This is a genomic window from Pseudomonas sp. BN515 (assembly GCF_029873155.1).
Classification (GTDB): domain Bacteria; phylum Pseudomonadota; class Gammaproteobacteria; order Pseudomonadales; family Pseudomonadaceae; genus Metapseudomonas.
In genome coordinates this window covers 1-22,746 of sequence record NZ_SSOH01000079.1, presented here as the reverse complement: position 1 = coordinate 22,746, position 22,746 = coordinate 1, and the positions used below count along the sequence as shown (strand labels likewise).

The 22,746-nt window shown below is 64.0% G+C and carries 17 protein-coding genes and 1 pseudogene; 6 read left to right on the top strand and 12 right to left on the bottom strand.

What is annotated here, in order from left to right:
• Positions 1 to 27 precede the first annotated feature (27 nt).
• The gene (locus E8E91_RS21885; protein WP_280378761.1) at positions 28 to 825 is read left to right on the top strand and encodes an alpha/beta hydrolase; all 798 of its coding nucleotides are present in this window, start codon (positions 28 to 30) and stop codon (positions 823 to 825) included.
• Between the two features lie 129 nt (positions 826 to 954).
• Here the strand turns inward: E8E91_RS21885 and E8E91_RS21880 are convergent, their stop codons facing one another.
• The 4 genes and pseudogenes from E8E91_RS21880 to E8E91_RS29070 form a co-directional block, all read right to left on the bottom strand.
• On the bottom strand, positions 955 to 1,584 hold the full coding sequence (locus E8E91_RS21880; protein ID WP_280378759.1) for a DUF2931 family protein: 630 nt from the start codon (positions 1,582 to 1,584) through the stop codon (positions 955 to 957).
• 37 nt (positions 1,585 to 1,621) lie between these two features.
• The gene (locus tag E8E91_RS21875; RefSeq protein WP_280378757.1) at positions 1,622 to 2,254 is read right to left on the bottom strand and encodes a DUF2931 family protein; all 633 of its coding nucleotides are present in this window, start codon (positions 2,252 to 2,254) and stop codon (positions 1,622 to 1,624) included.
• Positions 2,251 to 3,237: a DUF2235 domain-containing protein gene (locus E8E91_RS29075; RefSeq protein ID WP_348532225.1), complete on the bottom strand. Its 987-nt coding sequence runs from the start codon at positions 3,235 to 3,237 to the stop codon at positions 2,251 to 2,253. The genes E8E91_RS21875 and E8E91_RS29075 overlap by 4 nt, the downstream gene beginning before the upstream one ends.
• 543 nt (positions 3,238 to 3,780) lie before the next feature.
• Positions 3,781 to 5,799: pseudogene (locus E8E91_RS29070) on the bottom strand (type VI secretion system tip protein VgrG); the annotation flags it as partial.
• 199 nt (positions 5,800 to 5,998) lie between these two features.
• On the opposite strand from E8E91_RS29070, the gene E8E91_RS21865 reads away from it, so the two are divergent.
• The 4 genes from E8E91_RS21865 (at position 5,999) to E8E91_RS21850 (ending at position 10,448) form a co-directional block, all read left to right on the top strand.
• Positions 5,999 to 6,400 (top strand): hypothetical protein, encoded by a 402-nt coding sequence (locus tag E8E91_RS21865; RefSeq protein WP_280378753.1) that lies wholly within the window; start codon positions 5,999 to 6,001, stop codon positions 6,398 to 6,400.
• A gap of 78 nt (positions 6,401 to 6,478) precedes the next feature.
• Positions 6,479 to 7,345: a GNAT family N-acetyltransferase gene (locus E8E91_RS21860; protein ID WP_280378751.1), complete on the top strand. Its 867-nt coding sequence runs from the start codon at positions 6,479 to 6,481 to the stop codon at positions 7,343 to 7,345.
• Complete coding sequence (puuE, locus tag E8E91_RS21855; RefSeq protein WP_280378749.1) at positions 7,345 to 8,256, top strand: allantoinase PuuE; 912 nt, start codon at positions 7,345 to 7,347, stop codon at positions 8,254 to 8,256. Before E8E91_RS21860 ends, puuE begins: the two co-directional genes overlap by 1 nt.
• Before the next feature lie 233 nt (positions 8,257 to 8,489).
• Positions 8,490 to 10,448 (top strand): methyl-accepting chemotaxis protein, encoded by a 1,959-nt coding sequence (locus E8E91_RS21850; protein WP_280378746.1) that lies wholly within the window; start codon positions 8,490 to 8,492, stop codon positions 10,446 to 10,448.
• A gap of 183 nt (positions 10,449 to 10,631) precedes the next feature.
• Here the strand turns inward: E8E91_RS21850 and E8E91_RS21845 are convergent, their stop codons facing one another.
• The 7 genes from E8E91_RS21845 to E8E91_RS21815 form a co-directional block, all read right to left on the bottom strand.
• The gene (locus tag E8E91_RS21845) at positions 10,632 to 11,591 is read right to left on the bottom strand and encodes an HlyD family secretion protein (protein WP_280371273.1); all 960 of its coding nucleotides are present in this window, start codon (positions 11,589 to 11,591) and stop codon (positions 10,632 to 10,634) included.
• Between the two features lie 3 nt (positions 11,592 to 11,594).
• Positions 11,595 to 11,945, bottom strand: coding sequence for a DUF3302 domain-containing protein (locus E8E91_RS21840; RefSeq protein ID WP_280378744.1), 351 nt, complete (start codon positions 11,943 to 11,945; stop codon positions 11,595 to 11,597).
• Positions 11,946 to 12,086: 141 nt separating this feature from the next.
• Positions 12,087 to 14,615 (bottom strand): MMPL family transporter, encoded by a 2,529-nt coding sequence (locus tag E8E91_RS21835; protein ID WP_280378743.1) that lies wholly within the window; start codon positions 14,613 to 14,615, stop codon positions 12,087 to 12,089.
• 18 nt (positions 14,616 to 14,633) lie between these two features.
• Positions 14,634 to 15,686: a YCF48-related protein gene (locus tag E8E91_RS21830; protein WP_280378741.1), complete on the bottom strand. Its 1,053-nt coding sequence runs from the start codon at positions 15,684 to 15,686 to the stop codon at positions 14,634 to 14,636.
• A 71-nt stretch (positions 15,687 to 15,757) separates the two neighbouring features.
• The gene (locus tag E8E91_RS21825) at positions 15,758 to 17,116 is read right to left on the bottom strand and encodes a DUF1329 domain-containing protein (protein ID WP_280378738.1); all 1,359 of its coding nucleotides are present in this window, start codon (positions 17,114 to 17,116) and stop codon (positions 15,758 to 15,760) included.
• A 41-nt stretch (positions 17,117 to 17,157) separates the two neighbouring features.
• Positions 17,158 to 19,080: a DUF1302 domain-containing protein gene (locus E8E91_RS21820; RefSeq protein ID WP_280378736.1), complete on the bottom strand. Its 1,923-nt coding sequence runs from the start codon at positions 19,078 to 19,080 to the stop codon at positions 17,158 to 17,160.
• A gap of 132 nt (positions 19,081 to 19,212) precedes the next feature.
• Entirely contained in the window at positions 19,213 to 19,782 is a 570-nt protein-coding gene (locus E8E91_RS21815) for an alpha/beta hydrolase (RefSeq protein WP_190833957.1), read from the bottom strand.
• 375 nt (positions 19,783 to 20,157) lie between these two features.
• Between E8E91_RS21815 and E8E91_RS21810 the strand changes: the two genes are divergently transcribed.
• Positions 20,158 to 21,162, top strand: coding sequence for an AraC family transcriptional regulator (locus E8E91_RS21810; protein WP_280378827.1), 1,005 nt, complete (start codon positions 20,158 to 20,160; stop codon positions 21,160 to 21,162).
• A 345-nt stretch (positions 21,163 to 21,507) separates the two neighbouring features.
• Here E8E91_RS21810 and E8E91_RS21805 read toward each other — a convergent pair whose 3' ends face one another.
• Entirely contained in the window at positions 21,508 to 22,641 is a 1,134-nt protein-coding gene (locus E8E91_RS21805) for an IS481 family transposase (protein ID WP_280375419.1), read from the bottom strand.
• Positions 22,642 to 22,746: the final 105 nt, after the last annotated feature.

Sequence of the window (22,746 nt, the reverse complement as noted above, 5' to 3'; positions counted from 1 at the left end):
GCAGCATTTCCCAACCTGGAGCACGCCGTGCCTAGCCCCAGCCACCACACACAGGACCTGCGGATCGACAGCCTCCATGGCCGGCTGTTCGTCCGCATCTGGAGCCCCGCCCACCTCAGCCCGTCGTTCGACGAAGCCCCCATCATCCTGTTCCACGACTCCCTTGGATGCGTGGAGCTGTGGCGCGAGTTTCCTGCCAAGCTGGCCGCGATCACCGGCAAGACGGTGGTCGCCTATGACCGCCTCGGCTTCGGTCGCTCGGATGCGCACCCCGGCCAACTGTCGGTCGGCTTCGTCGGTGATGAGGCCGAATACGATTTCGCCACCGTGAAGGACCGTCTGGGCATTACCGAATTCATCGCCTTCGGCCACAGCGTCGGCGGCGGCATGGCCACCCATTGCGCAGCGCGCCACCGCGAGCACTGCCTGGCGCTGATCACCGAATCGGCCCAGGCCTTCGTCGAAGACCGCACGCGGCAAGGCATCCGTGAAGCCAAGCTGGGATTCCAGCAAGTCGGCCAGCTCGACCGGCTCGCCAAGTACCACGGCGACAAGGCTCGCTGGGTGCTCGACGCCTGGACCGAAACCTGGCTCTCCCCCGACTTCACCGACTGGAGCCTGGAAGCCGGAATCGAACGGCTGGACTGCCCCGTGCTGGCCATCCACGGCGATCAGGACGAGTTCGGCTCCGAACTGCACCCGCAGCAGATCGCGCGGCTCACTGACGGGCCTTCGCAGGTGCTGCTGATCGAAGCCTGCGGCCATGTTCCCCATAAGGAACAGCCGGACGTTGTGCTTCAGGCGGTGGCGCGGTTTCTGGGCTGAGGGAGTCGCACCGACACAGCTGAATCAGAAGTCATGACGTTGTCTGTAACGATGGACAAAACGCCAGTTCAGGGCTGAGCCCCCGAACTGGCGTCCACTGGAAGGCAGGTCGGAAAGCGGTCCTTGGTGTTACCAGGATCCGTAGGGAATGCCGTGTTGCTCGATGTAACGCCGCGCGACCTCAGTGGGAGGTCGGTAATACTCGCCATCAGACTGCCCCTGATACGGCCCGCGCTTGTCGACCTTGCCCACAAAGCGACCAATTTCCTTTTGCTCAAGGCAAGGCCCTCCCACCCAGACCTTGGCGATGCCGCCGGGGGCCATACCGATGGAAATGTCATGAGCAAAGCGTGTTTCCCAGGACTTACGCCCAATGCAATAGGCCCGCTGCGGCTTGACCATCTCATCCCGTACCCATTGCGGGATGTCGATGCGCACGTTGTAGGTCTGTGGCTCCACCAACGATTGCCAGCGCACGAAGATGATCTCTGGCAGATCGACATTGCCAATGGGCATCATCTTTCCACCACCTTTGTGCCACCCCTCGGGTTTTCGCGTGTAACCGACCACTCCGCCGTGGACGTTCTCGAATGCCAGTCCCCGTTGGTCGATTACATCCACACTTTCCACCCACACCTCCATGTAGCGCGGCGCGGCAATGCCGATGTACCAGGCGTCATACGGCAGCTTGGGGCGGCCATAACCGCTGGCACAGCCGACTAAAGCCAGGGCCAGCAGACCGATTAAAAGGCGTTTCATTCCGGGTAGCCCTCCTGTGGCTTGTTGAGCGCCGGGGCTACCACGAGCCATAGGGGATGCCGTGCTGCTCGATGTAGGCTTTCGATTCAGGCTCCAGTGACGGCCACGCATATCGCCCACCGGATTGCCCTTGGTCAGGGCCACGCTTGTCGACCTTGCCCACAAAGCGGCCAATTTCCTTGTTCTCCAGACAAGGCCCGCCTATCCAGGCCTTAGCGATACCACCAGGGGCCATGCCGATGGAAATGTTCTGGCGGTAATCTGTCTTCCATTTTTGGCTCCATGGACAAAAAGCCCGCTGCGGCTTGACCATCTCATCCCGCACCCACTGCGGGATATCGATGCGCACGTTGTAGGTCTGCGGCTCCACCAGCGACTGCCATCGCACGAAAATGATCTCTGGCAGGTCGACATTGCCAATGGGTTTCATTTTTCCACCCCCGTTGTGCCAACCCTCGGGTTTTCGCGTGTACCCCACCACACCACCGTGCACCCGCTCGAAGGCCAGCCCGCGCTGGTCGATCACGTCCACGCTTTCCACCCAGACTTCCATGTAGCGCGGCGCGGCAATGCCGATGTACCAGGCGTCATACGGCAGCTTGGGGCGGCCATAACCGCTGGCACAGCCGGCCAAGGCCAGGCTGAGCAACGCGATTAAAAGGCGTTTCATTCGGGGTAGCCCTCCTGTGGCTTGTTATTGAAGGCCAGGCGCCGATTCGGCACCGGTTTGCTGATCAACAGTCCTTTGCTGGGTGTCCAGTGGGCGGACAAATGGATATAGCGGCTGTGCAGCAACTGGTTGTCTGAGTGCGTAAGGCTGTTCGATGCGCCCCTGGCATAGGCGAGGATCTTGTCGGCGATGGGTTGAAGGTCTTCAGGAATGGCCAACTGTGCTGTGTCCGGAATTTCCCTGAACGGAACATCATGCTGAAGCGCCAATTCATGCATCGCCCGCAGGGTGACCTTCGACAGGTCGCCGTAGACACTGCGCTGGATGGCCACGGCAACCAGCATATGGTCGGCCGGCTGGCCGACGTTATCCTGCGGCGTTGGTGCTACCTTCCAGGCAACAGGCTGCAGTGTTCCCTTGCCGGGCAGGCCCTTCTCTTCCAGTTGCGCCACCAGATGTTCCGCCCGTTGCCAGGCCGAGGTCTGGCGCAGGGGGCGTTGCTGGGTAATGACGGTGTACTCGGGCTTGCTCAGCAGCAGTTTTTCCTCAGCTTTCGGCAGGTAGCCACCCCCGATATCGGAGTGAACGCCCGGCAGTTCGATTTCCTGGTGATGCGGGGCAACACTGTTGAGGGCAAACTGCCAACGCCGCTCATCGCGGGCGGTCAACTGCAGTACCTTGCGCGCGCAACCGGGTGGCAGGTAGAGATTGACGCCGGGGTTATAGTCATTGGGGGTGAGGTCGAACCGCAACGGGTCGTTGATGGCCGCTACGGTGTCGAATAGGCCAATGAAGTTGATCTGTACATCAGCGGACCAGTCGAATCGCTCAGAGAGGCCAGCCTGCCCCGCACTTAGCACCTGCTCCAATTCGCCGCCCTTTGGCTTGAGCACTTCATTGGCAAAATGCCGGGCAGCAGCAGCCCCCCGACTGAAACCAAAGATATCGAACTCAACTTGGCTGACTTTGGCTCCGGGGTTCATCAAGAGAAATTCGTTAAGTCGCTTCTCAATGATTTCCGGACTCTGTTTCACCCGTCTCACCACCCCGGTCTCCCCCTGACCGGTACCTTGACCGAGCAGTGAATCCTTCCCCTCGCTGGTGGTACCGATGCCCTCGATATAAATCGGCACGTAACCGATCAATGCATCGTCTGCCATCGCATCGGTTGCGTTGTCCTCATATAGATCCGCCAGCAACGCCACATTACTCGGCGCATTGCCGTAGCTGTTATCGGGCGTGGTGCTGAACACCCCATCAACATTCAGGTCCTTGAAGCCGTAGCGAGCGCAATGCTCGATGATCTGCTGCAACGTTTCATCGTCGTACAGCTCGCGGTCATCGCGGCGGCATTGCGCAGTGACGGCGGCGTTGGCTTGGTTGTTGCCGGTGCCATCGAAGAACATGCCGATGCGCAGGGTAATACCGGGCTCCTCGGCAACCTCCTCCAGTTCCTCCTCTTCTTCCTCTTCCTCCAGTGGTTCTACCTGTTCCAATTTCAGGGCCAGGGGCGACGGCTGGGCGCGGAGCAGCAGGTGGCCGGCCAATGCCGTGGCGGCTGCGGCGGGCAACCAGGGACCGAGCAGCTTCAACCCGGTGCCCTTGCCGGGTAAACCGCCGCTATTGAGCTTGACGCTGGCACCGCTGATAGCGACGCCGCCGGGGTCAAGCTTGATCCAGCTGCCGCCTCCCTGGACGGTCAGTTCACTGCCGGCGCCTATCACCACCTTGTCGCCGGCGTAGTAGTGGATTTCGTCACCGGCCTCGATGAACTGCCCGGTGCCCAGCTTCACATGCTGGTTGTTGGTGACCGTCAGGTGGTCGTCGGCACGCACTTCGGTCTTGCGATCACCGTGGGTGGTGCGGTGTTCTTCGGCGTGGAATTCGCTGTAGGCAGTCGCTTCCACGGTGTCGTGACGTTCGTGGCCGACGCGGATGCGCTGGTCGTGTTCGATGTTCTCGTCCCAGTCGCGCTCGGCGTGGAGGAAGATCTGCTCGGCACCTTTCTTGTCCTCGATGCGCAGCTCGTTATAGCCGCCGCCACCGGGCGAGCTGTCGGTCTTCAGCCAGGTGCGTGTCTTGTGCTCCGGCAAGGTGTAGGACGGCAGGTTCTCGGCGTGGTAGAGGCAGCCGGTCACCAGCGGCTGGTCGGGATCGCCTTCGAGAAAGGTCACCAGCACTTCCATGCCGACGCGTGGGATAGCCAAGGCGCCGTAGGCGTTACCAGCCCAGCTGCTGGCGACGCGCAGCCAGCAGCTGGTGTGCTCGTCGGACTGCCCCTCGCGATCCCAGTGGAACTGGACCTTGATCCGCCCGTAGGCGTCGCAGTGGATTTCCTCGCCCTTGGGGCCTGTTACCACAGCGGTCTGGCTACCCAGAACACGGGGCTTGGGGTGGTTCAGCGGAGGGCGGTACGGCACGTCCCACGGGGTGGCGAGGAAGTGGTTGCGGTAGCCCTGGTGAAAGGCTTCGCCGCTGATTGAAGCACCCTCACCCCAGCCCTCTCCCAGAGGGAGAGGGGGTTGTCCGTGTCCATCGGGGGCTGAGGTGATGGACTCTTCCAGCACCTGGGGTTGCCTGCCCTCGTGATGAAGTTCGGTGAGCAGCCAGAGTCCGTTCCAGTCGTGGTGAGGATGTTCGGAGAGTTCGAGAAAGTGGCCCGTGCGCAAGACGGGCTGGTCGCTACGCCCCTCGGCAAGGCGGTAGTCGGCGCGGTGGCGCTCCAGGGCACGCTGGCTGAGCTGGCGGCCGCGCTCGCGGTCGGTGAAGCGGCCGGGGTAGTCGTAGTCCTCCAGGTCCGGCAAAGAATCGCTGCCCCACTGACTTTCCATCAGCAGCCGGGGTTTCTCGAAGTTGTAGTCGCGGCGGGTGGTCCGGCTGGTGCGGGTTTCCACGCGCATCCCGAAGCGTTTGATCACCGGCTCGTCGGCCACCAGGCCGGTGTCGGGTACGTAGGCGGTGGGACACGCGAGGCGCGGGAAGGCGGTGGCGTCGTCGCCAACCACCAGGACATGGCCGTCGGGGCGATGCTGGAAGTGATAGTGCAGGCCCTCTTCCTCGCACAGCCGGTTCAAGAAATGCAGGTCGCTCTCGTCGTACTGGGTGCAGTAGTCGCGGGGCGGGTAAACCGTGGGGCCAAGCTGGAAGCGATAGGCGTCGGCGAGAATGCCGTGCTCTTCGAGCACCTTGCCGATGATCTGGGGTACCGACAGGTGCTGGAAGATGCGTTGGTTGTGACGAAGGGCCAGGTAAGCCAGGCGCGGCACCAGGCTCACCTGATAGTGGGTCAGACGTGCACCGGAATCGCCCTGGGCAACCTGGAAGAGCTGACCGTGGATGCCGCTACCATCCGGGGCGAAGCTGAGAAAGGCCGACTGGTGCAGCAGGCATTCCAGGTCGAGATCGGGGCGCTCACTGACCAGCTCGATGTCGAAGCGATAAGGCTGATTGAGGGCCTCGCGGCCTTCGAAGGCCAGCACCTGCACATCGTGCTCGGCACCCTCGATGGCGAGGGTGAAATGAGGCTGGTTGGCGGGCTTGAACATAGCGACTCCCTCCGCAAGAAATGAAGGGAGCAGCCTGGGGATTGGCCTCAAAGCCTGTCGATCAGACCTGTCTTAAAGTGCCGGGTGAAATGGTGTCTTGCGCGGTAGCCGCACGAATCATTCGCTGTAGTCCTTCCTGCAAGTCAGGCCGACGCAAATGCATAGGCAAGGCCCGCCCCGCTGGCTATGCTCCAAGCCCATGACGCCCACTCTCCCCACCCGCCAACCCTGCCCGCCCGGCGCCTGCAACTGCGGGCGTGATGAGTTGCTGGAAAAACCCGGCGCTGACGTACGCATCCTCTTGCTGACCCGGCAGGAGGAGAAGCGCCTGCTGGAGCGGCTGGAGAACATCCAGAGCCTTGCTGACCTGGAGCACATGCAACGGCGCATGTTCGAGCAGCTCGGGGTGCGCCTGCATATCGCCCCCGGCTTCAATGAAGTGCGCAGCATGCGTGGCATCGACATCGAAATCGACGAATTGCCGGGCCTTTGCCGCAAGACCCGCCAGTCGATCCCTGCCGCCATCCGCCGGGGTCTGGAGAATCACCCGGAAATCGCCTGGCGACTTCTGGACTCCTACGACCTCCTGCGCGACGCCTGACGCCGCCCGACGGCCTGGCCGCCCTCCCCGGTTGGCGCTATACCGAAAGCGTCCACCCTGGCCCAGGAGTGCTCCGCCATGTCCATCCCGCTGGTGATCCGCAACATGCTCCGCCCCGAGCTGGACGAACTGGTCCACTGGGCCGCGCGCGAGGGCTGGAACCCCGGCCTGCACGACGCTGGGCTGTTCTGGGCCACCGATTCAGAGGCTTACATCGCAGCAGACTTGGACGGCCAGTTGATTGGCGGCGGCGCCATTACCTCCTACAGCGGCGAATTCGGCTTCATGGGCTTTTTCATCATCCGCCCGGAGTTCCGCGGCCGGGGCCTCGGCGACATCCTCTGGAACGCCCGTCGTGATCGCCTGCTGGCGCGCCTGCGGCCGGGCGCCAGCATCGGCATGGACGGCGTGTTCGCCATGCAGGACTACTACGCCAAGGGCGGATTCGTCTTTTCCCACCGCAACCTGCGCTTTCAGGTCGACATTGCCGAACCGCCGGAATGGACATCCGGCGAAGAAATCATTCCCCTCGCCGAATTCCCCTTTGACGAGGTTCAGGCTTACGACCGCACCTGCTTTCCCGCACCGCGCCCCCGCTTTCTCCAGGGTTGGATCAACCAGCCCGACGCACTGGCCCTGGGCTGCCGGCGCAATGGCCAGCTAGCCGGCTTCGGCGTTGCCAGGCGCTGCCTCAAGGGCTGCAAGATCGGCCCGCTGTTCGCCGACGATGCCGAGGTGGCCGAAGCCCTCTTCGCGGACCTGGCCGGGTTCGCCACGGGCGGCCCGTTGTACCTCGACGCCCCGGAGAACAACCCCGACGCCATGGCGCTGGTGCAAAGCCACGGCATGACCGAAGTCTTCGGTTGCGCCCGGATGTACCTCGGCGCAGTCCCCGCCGTCGCCCAGAATCGGGTCTTCGGCGTCACCACTTTCGAGCTCGGCTGATGGCCGAGCGCGACCTCGCCGGCTACGGCGGCAAACCGCCCCACCCACACTGGCCGGGCGATGCGCGGGTGGCGCTGCAGTTCGTGTTGAACGTCGAGGAAGGCGCCGAATCCTGTGTGCTCAATGGCGACCCCCAGTCGGAGGCCTACCTGCATGAACTGCCGGGACGGCCAGCGCGTATCGGCGAACGCGACCTGAGCGTGGAAGGCCTGTACGAATACGGGTCGCGCGCGGGCGTCTGGCGCATCCTCGACCTCTTCGCCGAACGCGGCCTGCCGCTGACCGCCTTTGCCGTGGGACGCGCCCTGGAGCTGACCCCGCAGATCGGCCACGCCCTGCGTGCTGGCGGCCATGAGGTAGCCGGGCACGGCTATCGCTGGCTGGACTACCGGGATGTTCCCGAAGACGAGGAGCGGCGCCACATCCGCCTGACCATCGAACTGATCGAGCGCATCTGCGGCCGCCGCCCGCTGGGCTGGTACACCGGCCGGGTCAGCGCCAACACGCGCCGGCTTCTGCGTGAGGAAGGCGGCTTCCTCTACAGCTCGGATGCCTACAACGACGACCTGCCCTACTGGCTCCCCGGCGCCCCGCCGCATCTGGTGATTCCCTATACGTTGGTCAACAACGATGCGCGCTACCTGATGCCCCACGGCTTCGCGTCGGGAGAGGACTTTTTCCAGCAGCTCAAGGATGCCTTCGACTGTCTCTGGCTGGAGGGCGCACGGCAACCGAAGATGATGAGCGTCGGCCTGCACGGCAGGATCAGCGGCCACCCCGCGCGCGCCACGGCCCTGGTGCGTTTTCTCGACCATGTGCAGCGGCATGAGGGGGTGTGGGTTTGCCGGCGGGAAGAGATCGCCCGCCACTGGGCCGCCGAACAGGGCACGCCTCACGGCCGGTCGGCGTGAAACTATCCCTGTCCGTTACCGGACTATTCACCTGCGCTGTCCCAGGCGCCTTTTTTGCCAGGCGTTACGGCAGCCGCTGCGCCGCCAGCATGCTGCTCTGGCGGCCGGAATCACGGCCTCGCCCGTCCATCGCTCAATTTTATTGACACTACGTCAAACAATTTGCACGCTTCTTGCAGAATTTTTTACGCGCCTACCTCTCTGTCACCCATCTACACGCGGAGTCTCCCGACATGCCGTTGCGCGTAAAACTGGCCATCAGCTTTCTGCTGATCGGCCTGATACCAGTGTTGATCATGGCTTTCACGGTGTATCAGCAGGCCAGCCAGGCCCTGCGCGAGCAGGCGCTTGATGCGCTGGAGGCCGTAGCGAATATCAAACAGCAGCAACTGCAAGACAGTTGGCAGGCACGGCGCAACCAACTCGCTGCCCTGGCGAGCAACCTCGGCACCAGCTACGCCGGGCTGGACGCCACATCCTTGATCACCAGCGCCAACTACGACCGGCCGATCTTCGAGAATTTCGTCGCCACCTTCGGCTATCGCGAACTCAAACTGGTTTCCCCTGAAGGACAGGTGCTGTTCAGCCTGCAGCGCGGTACCGACTACCAGCAGAACCTGGGCGATGCCGCCTGGCGCGACACGTCGCTGGGTCGGGTCGTGCGCAGCGCCTTGGACAGTGGCCAGGTGCAAATCGGGGACCTGGCCGTGAACGCGACGAGCAATGAACCCAGCCAGTTCCTTGCCACGCCGATCCGCGGCGACGAAGAACTCAAGGCACTGCTGGTGCTTGAGCTGCCGCTGTCCGAGTTGAATCGGGTGATGCAGGCTCGCCAGGGCCTGGGCGAAGCCGGCGAAACCTACCTGGCGGGTACCGACGGTCACATGCGCTCCGACTCGGCGCGCTTTGCCGAACACCGGGTTCAGCGCGCCGACGAACAGGCTGTCACCCTGCCCGGCGAGGCGATCGGCCGCGCCCTGGATGGCGAGCAGGGACGCCTGGCAGAAGCCGGTCTCAACGGCCAGCCCGTGCTCAAGGCCTTCGTTCCCCTGCAACTGGACGGCCAGCGCTGGGCACTGATTGCCGAGATGGATCAGGAGCAAGCCTTCGCCCCGGTACGTGTATTGATGTGGCGGGTCCTGCTGCTGGTGGCACTGACCATGGCCGCAGTGGCCGTGGCCACCTGGCTGGTCAGCCGCAGTGTGATGCGCCCGCTGGGTGGTGAGCCACGACGCATGGCCGAGTTGGCCCAACGCCTGGCCGCTGGCGAGCTGCGCCTCGGCACCGATGCCGGCGGGCACAGTGGCCTGATGCAGGCGCTGCACGAGATGGCGCGGGCCTGGCGTCAGGTGGTCGAGCGAATGCACCAGGCCAGCCATGCGGTGGACGCCGCCAGTGGTGACATCCTCGGGGCCGCCGGACACACCAGCAGCAGCCTGGACCAGCAACAGGAGGCTCTTGAGCTGGTGGTCAGCGCCGTCGACCAGATGGCCATCACCGTCCAGGGAATCGCCGACAATGCCAGCCAGAGCGCCGATGGAAGCGCCGCTGCACGCGACGCGTTCGCGACCGTGCAGGGCAGCCTGCAACGCATGATCGGCCAGCAGGACCGGCTGCTCGCCGGCCTGCGCGGCGCTGACCAGGTGGTGCAGGCCCTGGCAACCGACAGCCAGCAGATCGGCTCGGTGCTGGAAGTGATCCGCGCCATCGCCGAGCAGACCAACCTGCTTGCCCTCAATGCGGCCATTGAAGCGGCCCGTGCCGGCGATCAGGGCCGCGGCTTCGCCGTGGTGGCCGACGAGGTACGCAATCTGGCGCAGAAGACCCAACGGGCCACCGAGGAGATAGTCGCGATCGTCGCCGCCCTCGGCGACTCCTCCGGCGAGGCGCAGACGCGCATGGGCGCCTCAAGCGAACAGGCGCGCGCGCTCGAGCTGGAAACCCAGGCCGTGCTCGCCTCGCTCGCTCACTTGGACGACTCGCTGAAGGACGTCCACGCCCTGGCATTCCAGATCGCTGCTGCGGCCGAACAGCAGGCGGCCAGCACCCAGGCGGTCAATCAGCACATGCACAGACTCAGTGACATGACCGTCGAGAACCGGCGCACCGCCGCTCACACCCGCGAATGCGGCGAACACTTGCGCAAGGTGGCCGGAAGCCAGGAGCAATTGGTGGCGCAGTTCCAACTCTAGGTGCGGAGCTGCTCGGCGAGTATCCCCGTCCGCGGAATGCTCGCACCTTTATGGCAACAAGTGTGGCCCGGTCCGAAGCGATGCAGGCCTTGACCGGGCACTCAGCAATGGCGGGTTGACGCGGAAACACCCAGGAAAGGCCGCCATGGCCTACAGCGTTCCATGGCGGCCCCTCACCCGAACCTAGTGGAACGGGAAGATGTAGTTCATCCAGGCTGCCATGCGCAGGAGGATCTTGCGCATGATCGCCACATGGTGGAAGTGCTTGCTGTAGAGCGCCGCCTGGCCATAGGAACCGCCGGGCATCAGGGCCGCGTACTGGGCGTATTCCGGATCGGTGATTTCGATGAACACCGGCACGCGGCCCGGTGGTGGCGACCCGGTGAAGCTGATCAGCGTGCCGGACGGTTGCACTTGGCCTTCGCCGATCACGGGAATCACCTGCTTGACCTCGCCCTTGAAAACGCGGCCGGGAATGCCGTCGAAGGCCACTTCCGCCTCATCGCCAGTGCTCAGCCGCAACTGGCTGTTCTGCCGCATCCAGGCGATGAAGTAGAACCCTTCGTCAGGGATGAAGACCATCGAGGGGCGCAGCGGCAACTTCACCGCACGCACGCCCGGACGCAGGGAAACATGGGAGACGAAGCCCTTGCTCGGCGCGCGCACCACGGTGTTGTCGAGATCGAACTTGGCGATATTGAGTTGCGCCTGCAGGTCATCCACCCGCGCTGTGGTGAGGTCCACGTCGCGACGGTTGCCGACATTGCGTGCGGCCAGTTCACGGGCGCGGGACTGGTCGGCACGGGCCGAGATCAATTGCGCCTGGATGGACTTCAACTTGTTCTCGAACGGCGTCGGATCGATGCGGAACAGCACATCACCCTTTTCCAGGGGCTGGTTGGCCTTGACCGGTACTTCGATCACCTGGCCGGACACCTCGGGCACGATGGGCACCGAGACGAAGTAGGTTCGCGCCACTTCCGAGTAGGGGTGGTTGTAGTTCATCAGGAAGATCAGCGCGCCGATCAGCACGATGCCGCCCAGCACGGCGGTGGGCACGCTCCACTTGTTCAACGGGATCTTGAAGATCTTGAAGATGGCAACGCAGAACGCCGTATAGGTGAGGACTAGTAACAGATCCATGGCTTAATCCTCCTTCTCGCCCGGGGCGGTCGACGTGCGTCCTTCGAGCTGTTCGATGCGCCGGCGCAGCTCCGCCAGTTCCTTTGCCAGGTCAGCGTCCGGTGCTGAGTCACGCTTGCCGTGATCGAAGCCCCAGCCACGGTCCTCGCGGTACAACATCGCCCAGATCCACAGGAAAGGCCAAAGCGCATGGAGGGTGAACAGGCTCACCCAGCCGGCGGCATGGATAGCGTCCTGGTGGGGATGGTTACGGTGTACGGCAATTTCGTAGGGAATGTCGTGGAGGACGATGATGCCGTAGAACAGCACGATCCCCACGAAGAAGAGTACGCCCAGCGCGAAGTAATCAAGCATGTTGTTATGTCCTTGGAGACGGCCCTCACAACATGGGAGCAGGCACGTCGACGAATCCGAAAACGGTATCGCCGCCGACCGCAAAGCGGCCGGCGGCGATCCCCCGCTTTCCAGATTAGTCCAAGTTCCTTCGCTTGCGGGTCAGGGTTGCACGGACTCCATCCGGCTGCTTTGCGCGGCCTCGGTGGTCGAGTTTGCGACCGGTTCATCGGCCGGGGTGACCGGCCGGGTCGCTTCGCCGCGTTCGCGCAGGAGGAAGTACGACAGCGCCGGGATCAGGATCAGCGCGCCGATCATGTTCCAGAGGAACATGAAGGTGAGCAGGATGCCCATGTCGGCCTGGAACTTGATCGGCGACCAGGCCCAGCACACCACGCCGGCGGCCAGGGTGATGCCCACCAGCCCGACGACCCGTCCAGTGAACGACACCGCCTTTTTGTAGGACTCCGCCAGCGAAAGGCCCTGGCGCTGGAACTGCAGCTGCACGCTGAGCAGGTACAACGCATAGTCGACGCCGATGCCCACGCCAAGCGCAATCACCGGCAGGGTGGCGACCTTCACGCCAATACCCATCACCACCATCAGCGCCTCGCAGAGCACCGAAGTGAGCACCAGCGGCAGCAGCGCCACCAGGGTCGCCCGCCAGCTGCGGAAGGTGACCAGGCAGAACAGGGTTACCGCCAGGTAGACGTAGAGCAGCATGGTGCGGTTGGCTTCGCGCACGACGATGTTGGTCGCCGCCTCGATACCGGCGCTGCCCGCCGCCAGCAGGAACTGGCGATCTTCACTGCTGTTTTCAGCGGCAAAGCGGTCGGCGATGGCCACCACCTCGTCCAGGGTCTGGGCCTTGTGATCCTTCAGGAACGCGATCACCGGCATCAGCGAGCAGTCGGTGTTGAACAGCTCGGGGGTGTTCACCGACGCCTGCTGGGCGGCGTAGTTGAGCACGTCCTGGTTACGCTGCAGGCTGAGGAACTTCGGGTTGCCCTCGTAGGTGCCGGCGGTGATCTGCCGAACCGCGTTGGCCAGGGATGTCGTGGCCTGCACGTTCGGGTGCTGTTGCAGGGCCCAGGCCAGACGGTCGGCCTGGATCAGGGTCTGGTAGTTCAGGCAGCCCTCGGGCGCCGTCTTCACCATGACCGCGAACAGGTCGCTGGACAGCGCGTAGTGGCTGGTGATGTAGGCGTTGTCACGGTTGTAGCGGGACTCCGGACGCAGTTCCGGTGCGCCGGCATCCAGGTCGCCGATCTGCAGGTGCAGGCTGACCATGAAGCCCGCCACACCCAGCACCGAGGCCAGGGCGACAGTGGTCAGGGCCCAGCGCTTCTCGGTGAAGCGGTCGAGGAAGTCCCACACATGGCCGAAGCCCTTGTGCGCGGCGGCGTTGGTGTCGATGCGCAGGGCGCGCTCGGCGGCCTTCTTGCCCACGCCAACGTAGGACAGCGCCACCGGCATCATCAGCAGGGTCGTGAGAATCAGTACAGCCACGCCGATGCTGGCGGTGATGGCCAGGTCCTGGATCACCGGGATGTCGATCAGCATCAGCACCGCAAAGCCCACCGCGTCAGCCAGCAGCGCGGTGACGCCGGCCAGGAACAGGCGGCGGAAGGTGTAGCGTGCCGCCACCAGGCGATGGGTACCCAGGGCGATGTCCTGCATGATGCCGTTCATCTTCTGCGCCGCGTGGGACACGCCGATGGCGAAGATCAGGAACGGCACCAGAATGGAATACGGGTCCAGCGCGTAGCCCAGCCAGGCGACGATGCCGAGCTGCCAGACCACCGCCAGCAGCGAGCAGACGATCACCAGCAGGCTGCTGCGCAGGCAGCGGGTGTAGGCCAGGATGATGAAGAAGGCAGTGACCACGGCCAGGCCGAAGAAGGCCATGACGCGCATCAGGCCGTCGATCAGGTCACCCACCAGCTTGGCGAAGCCGATGACGCGGATCTTGATCGCGCCCTGCCCTTCTTCGCCCGAAGCCTGGGCCCTGGTATCGCCGGCGTATTCGAAGCGCAGGCGGAACTTGTCTTCCAGGGTGCGGGAGAACTGGTGGTAGTCCACGCCTTGGCCGCCAGCAGTGGCCTGGTCCAGCAGCGGAACCACCAGCATGGTGGATTTGAAATCGTTGGCCACCAGGCTGCCGACGATGCCGGCGCGGGCGATGTTCTGCCGCAGCTGCTCGATGCTGGCTGGCGAGCCGTCGTAGCCATCAGGCATGACCGGGCCGCCCTGGAAGCCTTCCTCGGTCACTTCGGTCCAGCGCACGCCGGGCGCCCAGAGGGACTTCATCCAGGCGCGGTCGACGCCGGGGGTGAGGAACAGCTCGTCGTGCACCTTTTTCAGGGCATCGAGGTAAGCCGGGTCGAAAATGTCGCCCTGGGTGTTCTCCACCACGACCCGCACGCTGTTGCCCAGCCCGCGCAGGGCCTTGCGGTTGTCCAGGAAGTTCTGGATGTACGGATGCCCCTGGGGAATCATCTTCTCGAAACTGGGCTTGAGCTCCAGGCGGGTAATGGCCATGTAGCCCAGCAGCAGGGTCACCAGGAGGATGCCGGCCACGAACGACAGCCGGTTGTTGAACACCATGCGCTCGAGCAGGTTGCCGCTTCGCGCATCGAAGTCTTTCAGATCCCGGATTACCGGCATCGCGGTTTGTTTAATGCCGCCCATGATGGGGTCGCCTCGCTCTTATTCTTGTTTTCCAGTAGCCACGGTGCGCTGGGCAATGCCCCGCGCGCCCACCAGCAGCAGGCCGTTGTCGGTTGACGCCAGGGCGCCGTAGACCGGTACCGGCTGGCCGATGTCCAGGTGATGGAAGCTGCTGCCCTGATCGGTGCTGGCCAGGGCCTGGCCGGTCTGGCCGAACAGGTAGATCTGGCCGCGCGCATCGCGAGCGGACGCGGTGATGCTGGCGTTAAGCCCGGTCTCGACCTGGCTCCAGCTCGCACCGCCATCGACGCTACGGTAGGCGTGGCCGCGCAGGCCGTATGCCAGGACGACGTCAGGCTGAACGCTGAGCCCGAAGAAGCTGCCCTGGTAGGGCGACGTCAGGGCCTGGAAGCGCTCGCCGCTGTCGTCGAGGCGCAGCAGCAGGCCTTGTTCCCCGGCGATGAATACCTGCTTGCCCTCGCCAGCAATGGCGGCGAGGTGGTAGCCGGAGGGGTTGTCAGTGCGGTCGGCCCAGGGCTGCCAGCTCTGGCCGCCGTCGCGGGTGCGGAAAATCAGGTTGAATGCGCCGACCACGAAGCCGTTTTGCGCATCACTGAACCAGACATCGAGAAAGGGCTTGTCGGCGCCTTCGGTTTCGATGCGCTTGCCTTCGTCGAGCCATTGCGCGGCGTCGGGCTGGGTGGCGTAGTAGTCCTGCATCAGGCGGCCGAGCTGGCGGCCATCGAGCTGTTTCTCCCAGCTGGCGCCGCCGTCACGGCTGTGCAGCACGACGCCGTCGTGCCCTACCGCCCAGCCATCGCTGGCCGTGGGGAACTGCACGGCATTGAGATCGGAGCTGACCGGAACGCTGGCCTGGGTCCAGGTGCCGCCCTGATCGTCGGAATAAAGGATATGGCCGCGCTGGCCTACGGCAACCAGCCGCTGACCGGCCTGGGCCAGGTCCAGCAGGGGGCTGCGTACCGCCAGTTCGCTGCGCTGTGCCGGCAGGTCGAGCACATCGACCAGGGAAGCGGCTTGGGCATTACCCGCCATGAGGGCCATGCCCAGGGCGATGAACTTGAAAGAAAACATCGGGACTGTCCTCTGAAAAAGAAAGCGGTTGCCGCTCCCCCACACTCAAAGGGAGCGGCAACCAACCTGGCTTAGCGAATGCCGGCGCCAGCCAGGGACTCTGCTGCCCACTGAGCCTTGGTCAGCGGGTCGATATAACGGATGCCGCCGTACGGGCCAACGATGCCGTTGATGTTGTAGGAGTTACCCACCAGGTCGTAGATCACGAACGGGGTGGTGTCCGGTACTTGCTTGTCGTAGCTCTGGCTGAGGAAGGCGAAGGAGCCACGGTAGATCTGCCCACGGGCGTCGTACTGGTCGGAAGCCAGGGCGACCCAGCTGTCCTCATCCAGGTAGAAGCGGCGCTTGGCGTAGATGTGACGGGCACCGGCCTTCAGCGTGCCTTCCACAACCCAGACGCGGTGCTTCTCCCAGCGCACGTAGTCAGGTGACAGGTGGTTGGCGGTGGTCAGGGCCTTCGGGTCCTGGGCGTAGGTCAGCTTGTAGGTGTTGTAGGGAACGATGAGCTCCTGCTTGCCAACCAGTTTCCAGTCATAGCGGTCCAGGGCGCCGTTGAAGACGAACACGTCATCGTAGGTGCCGGCACCGGCGGTACCCGGGTTCGGGGTGTCGTAAGCCAGGCTCGGCGCGAGCTTCACGCGGCGTTGGCCGGGCAGGTACTGCCAGGCGCGGCGCGGCTGCTCGACGGCGTTGGCGGCGTCCTTGAGCATGATCGCCTCGCCGGCGCGGCGGGCCGGACCCGAGTAATACAGCTTCATCTGGTAATACACGTCGGTATTGGCGATGGGCTTGTTCAGGTCTTCGTAGATCGGGTAGTTGATGAAGGCCTGGCCAGTGGTGGCCAGGGTAGCCACGCCCGCGGCGTCAACGTTCCAGGAGTCGTACTTGGAGTTGATGGTCACACCCTGGTAACGCAGCAGGTGGTTCCACATGGCTTCGGCGCCCGACTGCGGGATCGGGAACGGTACGCCCGGCAGGACGTTTTCCAGAGCCAGACCATCATTGCCGGTCTTGGCGCCGGTGGCGTTCTTCACTGCGTTGTCCAGCACCGGCTGCGGCATGGCCACGGTACGGTGGGTCGGGTAGACATCAACGCGGAAGTCCGGGTAGCGCTTGGCCAGTTCCACGGTAGTGGCGCTGAGCAGGTTCTTGTACTGGTCGACGTTCTTGCCGTCGATCGACATCACCGGCTTCTCGCTGGCGAAGGGATCGGGGCGCATGCTGTCGCCGGCCTTGAAGCCAGCCGGAGCGGTGGTCAGGCCACCGTCGTAGGCCGGAATCGAACCATCGGCACTGGCCGCTTTTTCGGCCCCTACCAGGGTCAGGTTGTTGCCCAGCTTTGCGGCTTCGGCGGGCGAAACGGCGGCATGGACGGAACCAGCGAAGGCCACCGCGAGGGAAGCCGCCATCAGAGTTTTCACGAATTTCATCTCGTTGTTCTCCTGCTCTATTTTTTGAGCTATGCGGAATGTCAGAAGGTGGTCTTCAAAGTCAGGTACACCGCGCCACGATCTTCCGTGGTAGCCCCGCCGCCGGAGAAGGAGGAGTACCCCCCGGCAAAGCAGGTGTAGCGCTGCGTGGCGTCCAATGCGTTAGGTGTCGAGCCGTCGGTGGCTCCGTTGGTGCACTTCTCGGCATCGCCGAAAGAGTCCACGTACTTCAGGTCCACGAAGTACTGGTTGTAGATGGCCGCGCCGACGCCGACCGAGTAGGTGCCGGTGTCTTCGGCGCCGCCGCCCTGGACCGGGGACACGCCATCCAGGCCGACGTTGACGGACATCGGTGTGGACAGGTCCACGCCCGGGAACACTTGGTACCAGGTGGGGGTGAAGTTCACCGCGACGCCCCAGTTGTCGCGGGTCGGCTTGTCGATGCCGCGGTAGCTGTCCTTGCCCTTGTAGAGCGCCTCGTTCTTGCTATCGAGCTTCAGCAGGTTGCTGTAGTAGAGCTCGCCCAGCAGAGACGCCGAGTCGAACAGCGGCGTGTCACCGATGGTCACCAGGCCGTTGACGGTCCAGTGCAGGGTGTCGCCGGTGGCGCTCATGCTGTCGCCGCTGCTCGGCAGGTCTGTGACCACGCCAGTACCCGGAACGCGGGGCGGCAGCAGGCCGAGACCATTGGCCAGGCCACCGGGGCCGGAGGCGCTGACAATGGCCGGGATGCTCGCCAGGGGCATGTTGTGGCGGACGTTCAGGTCACTGGCCACGCTGACGCCACCGACGTCCTTCGACAGGCTCAGGCCGAAGATGTCGATGTCGTCGCCATAGGCGAACTTGTAGTTGGTGGTGCTGATGGAGTTGCGCACGTTGGCGATGGGACCGCCCGCGCCGCGCGCCGTCAGCCCGGTACCATCGAGCACTGCCTGCGGCAGGATTTCCGCAGTATTGCGGTAGTAGGCGCCAAGGGTGCCGTCCAGCCACTCCGGCGACCACTTCAGCATCAGGCCCCAATCACCGCGCTTGTCCGGGGTGATGTCGTGGCCACGGGCGATGCTGGTGAGGGTGCCGTTCGGACCCGCCAGGCCCGGACCGCCGGTGTGGCCGAGGATGAAGGACTGGGCGCCGGTGCCCACCAGGTCGGAGCTGCCGTAGTAGGTGCCGGCCTCGGGCAGGCGTGCTTCGTCCCAGTCCAGGAAGTATTGGGCGGCAACGGTTAGCTCGGGGTTGATGGTGAAGGACGCGGAAACCTGGTTACGCGGAACGAACAGTTCCTTGGCCTCGGTGCCCGGCGCGGCGGCGAGCTTGGCCAGGTCCAGGCCGGACTGGCCGTAGCTGATGCCATGCACCGGGTTGAGGATGGTCTCGCCCCAGTACACGTTGTGCTGGCCGGCCTTGACGCTGAACATCGACTCTTCGCCAACTTCAGTGCTGTAGAACACGAAGGCGTCGAGGATTTCGCCGGACGGGCCGCTGTAATAGCGCTGGGCGTAGTTGGAAAGGTGCGGGCTGCCCAGAACCGCATTGTTGGTGCCGGGCTGGCCGGCAATGCGGGAGAAGGCCTCGTTGCCGTTGACGAACGGGTTCGAGTTGGAGCCGGTGTTGTCGTAGGCCTTGTCGTACCAGCTGGCGGCACTGACGCGGAAACCCTTGTTGCCCTGGTGGATCACGTCCAGCTCAGTCAGCAGGTCAACGCGGTTGGTGATGTTGGTGCCAGCCTTGCGGAAGTTGTAGTCGCCGTCGTTGTTGTTCGGCGTGGCCAGCATGCGCTTGTCCGCGCTCTCGGTGCGAACGCCGTAGTTGTACTTCACGGTATTGTCGAAGCGAACCGACCAGTCCGGATTCCCGGTATTGACCTCGAAGGCCTGCACCACGGCCGGCACGCCCAATCCGGCAGCAATGGCCGAGGCGAGCAGGCACCTGCGCAAGTTGAGGTTGTGATTGTTCTTGTTGTTCATGCGTTGGCTCCGCTTCTTGTTGTAGTGGCTACCGCAACCGTTTCCGTGCTCCTTGCTTTTCAGCGCGCAGCCGGTTGCTTGGCTGCGCGCCATCTCGCCGGACTCCCCGGCGGACTTCGATTGATTTGTGCTTCAGCGATCCAGCATCTGGATCAATTCATGAGCGTAGGGCCATTCGCCGTAACCCGATGCCGGGTTGAGGTGCCCTACTTTGCCCAGTTCGACGAGACTGCTTTCCCAGTCGCTGGCCATGCGGCGTACCGCTTCCAGACTGGCGAGGTGGTCGTCGTCGCTGGCGCAAACGAGGGTGGGGAACGGCAACGGCTCGCGCGGCAACGGGGTCCAGCCATTGGCATGCAGGGACGCCGGGCTCGGATAGTTCTCGGGCCAGGTGGCGTCGAGATCCGGCGGGGTCGCCAGCAGCGCGCCTTTGATCGGCCGGCTGTAGCGGGCTGCCCAGTGCACCACCATGAGTGCGCCGGCGCTGTGGGCCACCAGGATCACCGGGCCGTCGATCTGCTCCAGCTCACGCTGGATGGCCTCGACCCGTGCCGGCAGGCTCAGCTTGTCCTGCTCCAGCGGCGGAACGCTGCGGACCTTGGGCAGTTGTTCTGCCAGCAGGGTCTGCCAGTGCTCCGGCACATGGTCCCGAAGGCCCGGGACGATGAGGATGGTTGTGCTGTTCTTGTCGTTGTCGTTCACGTCATTAACCTGTTGCGTCTGATGGGATCGCCATCGCGGCGGAAGGAACTTCGTGATGCAAACAGTAGAGATGCAAGGGGGTAGCCGCTTTGCATAGAACGTCAGGTGCTTCGCATTTCATGACAGCGCAATTTTGCCCCGCCTGACGGTTCGTTCGAGGGCCATGCCCGCCGTCCGTGGCCTGGGCCAAATTCCAGGGATTAGCTTTACTTCCATCTGGCCGGAACAGGGAAAAATGCCGGCGTTGTCATGAAAGACAAATTCAAAGACTATCCGCGACGACAGACTCACTTCGCTTTATCTGACAAGAACAATCGGCGCATGCCTACAGGCAGGCTCCGGTACAACGACAGCGTGGCGATCGACATGACCCCAATGGTTCGCGCGGCGGCCCTTACCAACTACATGGAAGTGGCCCAACACCTCGGTCTCAACCCGCAACAGATGCTGCGCCAGGCTGGCCTCAGCCAGGCACTGATAGAAAACCCCGACCAACGCCTGCCCACCTCGGCGGCCGCTACTCTCCTGGAAGACTCCGCCCGCATCAGTGGGTGCCTCACCTTCGGCCTGCGCATGGCCGAGTCCCGCCAGCTTTCGGACTTCGGTGCCATCAGCCTGCTGCTGTCGCACCAGCCGACACTGCGCGACGCGCTGGAGACAATCGTCCAGTACCGTCACCTGCTCAACGAATCCCTTGCGCTGTTCGTGGACGAGGTGGGCAAGACGGTGGTGCTGCGGGAAGAGATCATCACCGACCCGCCGGTGGCCGTGCGCCAGGGCATCGAGCTGGCCATCGGCGTGCTGTTCCGCATGTGCAGCGCCCTCCTCGGCTCGGGCTGGCGTCCGCTGGCAGTGAACTTCTCCCACGACGCGCCGCCCGACCTGCAACTGCATCGGCGGGTGTTCGGCTGCAAGGTGGAATTCGGTAGCGAGTTCAATGGCATCGTTTGCCAGGCCGCTGACCTGGACAAGGCCAACCCCCTGGCCGACCCGGCCATGGCCCGGCATGCGCGGCGCCTGGTGGAGTCCCTGCCCGGCGCTGCCCAGCAGTCGACCCTGAACGACGTGCGCAAGGCCATCTACCTGCTGCTGCCCATGGGCCGCGCCACCATCGAGCAGATCGCCCAATCCCTCGGGATGAACGTGCGCACCCTGCAGCGGCGCCTGGAAGAAAGCGAAATGACCTTCTCCGACCTGATCAACGAGGTGCGCCGCGACCTGGTCCTGCGCTACATGGAGAATCCCCGCTATTCCCTCTCCCGCATCGCCGACCTGCTGGGCTATTCGGTACCCAGCTCCTTCACCCGCTGGTTCACCACCCAGTTCGGCACCGCTCCGGCGGCCTGGCGTCGCGATCATCAGGTGAAGGCGGAGGAGTAAGGGACACGATTGGCACAGTCCTGTGGGGGCGATTTCAATCGCCAAGCAGGACGCAGTCCTGCCCTGGGGGGGCGAATTTATTCGCGAAATGGCAAGGCACCGTGCCAACCATTTGCAACCCTCATCCGAACGCGGCCCGCCCCGGCCCCTCTCCCAGAGGGCGAGGGGTGACTCCCGGATCACCTTTGGCACAGTCCTGTGGGGGCGATTTCAATCGCCAAGCAGGACGCAGTCCTGCCTTGGGGGGAGCGAATTTATTCGCGAGGTGGCGGGGCACCGTGCAAGCCTTTAACTGCCCTCACTGTAGAGCCAGACATCCTTTACATATTGAACCGGGGACATCCTTTACACCGATAGGCGTTGGACCTGGGAGGAGCCAGGTCCAAGCCGGCCTAAGGGATACTGGCCGAAGCGCAGCTCCCACACATCCGTCTCGACTTCGCGTAGCGCGACCCACTCGTCGATCAGGGCCTCGGACAGAAACACCGAGCGCCCTTGCCACTTGATGCAACCGTTGCTGTGCACCCGCCGGAGTTGCAGCCCTGTCGGGTACTCGATCGCCGGTAGACGGGCCGGATAGGGGCGCGGCGAGGGCCCATAGCGCTCGGCCGGGACCGCCATCCCGAGTCCTTCATGCGGCCGTATGGTGTTGAACTCCTGGCGGAACCGTTCAAACGCCATCTGCTGCTGGGCCAGATTGGGAGCGGGGGGCTTCAGGACGGCCGCTTTCAGGCTGCGGTGCATCCGCTCGTGTCGGCCATTCTGATCGGGACGGCCCGGCGCGATGCGCTCCGGGTGAATACCCAGGTGAATCCACCACACCGCCAAGCGCGAGAGACCGCCCACGCCCACCGAGGCGAACGGGCTGCCGTTGTCCGTGCGGATAGCCTCCGGCAGGCCGTATTCGCGGAAGGCCCACTCGAACCAGGGTCGACTCAGCCCGCCGCCGGGACGCGGCAAGCCCCGGCAGCACAGCAGATACCGGCTGGCCTGATCGGTCAGGGTCAAGGGATAGCACCAGCGACCATCCCCGGTCCGAAACTGCCCCTTGAAATCAGCACACCAGACGTGGTTAGGCTGCAGGCCGGCGCGCAAGGGCGTGACGGACGCCGGGGTGCTCCGCGGACGTCGGCGCGACTGCACCAACCCTGCCCGTTTCAACCATTCTCCCGCTGTGCTAGGGGCTGGCCAGGGCAATTCCGGATCCTGCTTGCGCAGACGCACCAGCAGCTTCTTCGGCCCCCAATCCAGATGCCGCAGCTTCTCTTCGATCAACCGCTCAATCAGCGCCGTCGCGGTCTGTTGCGGGCTGCTGAGCGGTCGCCGGGACTGCTCCAGAAGGCCAGCCTCACCGTGTTCCGCATAGCGCTGCAGCCACTTGTCGAGCGTCGGCCGGCTGATGCCATAGCTGCGCGCCAGCTCGCTCTTGCTGTAGTCACCGCTGCTCCAGGCGTGGATCAGCTCGATACGTTGGTCCATGGGCGACACTCTTTTCCAGGGCATGGCAGCTACCTCCTGCCATGCGAATTACCTGTAAAGGATGTGTCCGGTCCAACCTGTAAAGGATCTATCCGGTCTGTACCC